The sequence below is a fragment of the Peribacillus sp. NPDC060253 genome (genome assembly GCF_042727425.1).
Classification (GTDB): Bacteria; Bacillota; Bacilli; order Bacillales; family DSM-1321; genus Peribacillus.
On sequence record NZ_JBHXAS010000251.1, the window covers coordinates 1 to 2,319 of the forward strand.

Sequence of the window (2,319 nt, forward strand, 5' to 3'; positions counted from 1 at the left end):
TCTTCAGCGCCGATGGTAGTTGGGGGTTTCCCCCTGTGAGAGTAGGACGCCGCCAAGCCATTTTAAAGATCAGCCATCCGGCTGGTCTTTTTTTGCGTCTCTATGGTTTGAAGAAAAGGCGAATCAGCTTCTACCTAAAGTGAAATAATTCGTCCTAGATACCATTTAAGGTATAAAGATCGTGCTTCTAAGTTATAGAGGATTACTTCCGCTCTAATAAATACATTTAAAGTTGGAAGCGTTTTTTGAGTTTTGGCTCTGTTAAATAACTTTGTTGATATTTGAATAAAGCGAACGATTGTTCTGTAATATAGGAAAATGAATGAGAGCGAGTGAATTCGAATGGCATTAAAGGAGATTATTAAAGAGATAAAGAAACTTAGTACCGCAGACCAATATCGCCTTAAAGAGTTTTTTAACAAATCTCTCGCATCTTCTTCTTCAAGTGAACCAGTCTTTAAAGAGGTTTCCGAGCAAAAACATAAAGATGGATACACTTGTACTCATTGTCATTCGAATAATGCCGTTCGTTTTGGTAAGTATTCAGTCAAACTGGGAATGCAAACAATAGAACGGCAGCGTTATCGCTGTAAAGATTGCGGAAAGACTTTTACGGATGTAACCAACACGCCTTTACACAGGACTCATCTCCCCATAAATGGTTGGATTTTGTGCAGTGTATGATTGAAGGATACTCTTTAAGAAAAGCATCTGAGATAATTGAAGTCCATTTCGTAACCCTTTTCTATTGGCGACACAAGTTGTTATCAGCAATAAAACAAATGGATTTTGAACAATTCTCAGGAATAGTGGAAATGGATGAGACATATTTTCTTTTCTCGGAAAAAGGGAAGAGAAAAATAGATGGTCGTAAGTCTCGTAAGCGTGGCGGTTCCTCAAAGTACCGAGGTATTAGCAAGGAACAAGTGTGTGTCCTTATTGCAAGAGACCGCCAAAAATCCACTTTGTCAAAAGTTATTGGACAAGGTAGAATTGTAAAATCTCGTTTAGAAAAAGCAATCGGTTCTAAGTTATCGCCAACCAATATACTTTGTACCGATGCTTGGAGAGCATTTAAGACTTATTCGAGTGAAAAAGGATTAGAAGATTACCGCTTCAAATCAGATGGAAAAGAACGAGTAAAAGGTCTTTATCATATTCAAAATGTAAATAATTATCACAGCCGTCTTAAAGGCTGGATGAACCGTTTCAATGGCGTACAACAAAATACCTCGACCATTATTTGAGCTGGTTTTATTTCTTGGACATTATCAAACATCGCAATGATAATACAACAGTAAGTAAAATGATTATTGAAAGCTGTCTATTCTCAACAAACGAAACTTATAATAAGCTCAGATTATCGAGATTTACCATTTAAGGGGTGATTATATGATTGAAATAATCTATGATGTCAGTACCCTCGAAGGCTCTTGTTACATAGAGGTTCTCCCTGACAAGTATAAAGGTGAATGTTGGAATACTTCTTCCATCTTCTTTACAGAAGAAAACTTTGGCTATATTATGCCTGCCTTTGAGAAGTGCTATAAGAAATTCGATTATTTTGCTTTCAATGAAATAGGTACAGATACTTGGAAGATGATTATTAAGGAATTGGAAAAAATGAAACAATATCTAGCTAATAATCCTAATCCACAATCACTAAAAGATGTTTTAGGGTTTCCCTTCACCTATTCTGAGGAAGAGTTTATGGAAAACTATGATACAAATATTAAGCAACTTATCTCGATGATTACCGAATTCCAATCTTGGATAGATGAAAAAAGTGTATCCACTAAGTTCATTTCCGTTTTAGGAATGTAATAAATGGACTCAAAGGGCTTCATTAGTTAGAAGTCCTTTGCAAATATTAAAAATCAACATTATTGTTTAACAGAGCCTAAGTTTTAAGCCATCGGGAGAAAAGCTATTCTTAATCTATCATGCAGAATGTGAATTATTTATTATGAAATGTATTGACTTTAAAGTGAAATAGGATTAATATAAATAAGCACCAAGTACGACAAACAAAAAACTTCATCCACTTTTGGTAGATTAACTAAAAGAAATAATAACTATTGACTTCTTACTATGAAAATGATAAGATGAAATGGTCGCTGAAAAACACAGCGATTCAAAATAAGTTTAAAACTTCGCAGAAGTTGACAACTAATCAATAGCGTGTTATGATGAATAAACAAACGTTCGAAAGAACGATTTGTGAAATTGCTCTTTGAAAACTGAACAAAACAAAGCGCCAACGTTAAATTTTAAGTGAGCACACACTATCAAAAAAGCAAAATGAGCAAGTCAAACATT

Annotated in this window: 1 protein-coding gene and 1 pseudogene; both read left to right on the forward strand. The window is 34.8% G+C overall.

Going from position 1 to position 2,319, the window contains the following annotated elements:
• Window positions 1–342: 342 nt before the first annotated feature.
• Window positions 343–1,381, forward strand: a pseudogene (locus ACFWE9_RS26675) (IS1595 family transposase).
• A gap of 11 nt (window positions 1,382–1,392) precedes the next feature.
• On the forward strand, window positions 1,393–1,824 hold the full coding sequence (locus tag ACFWE9_RS26680) for a hypothetical protein (RefSeq protein WP_230163044.1): 432 nt from the start codon (window positions 1,393–1,395) through the stop codon (window positions 1,822–1,824).
• Window positions 1,825–2,319: the final 495 nt, after the last annotated feature.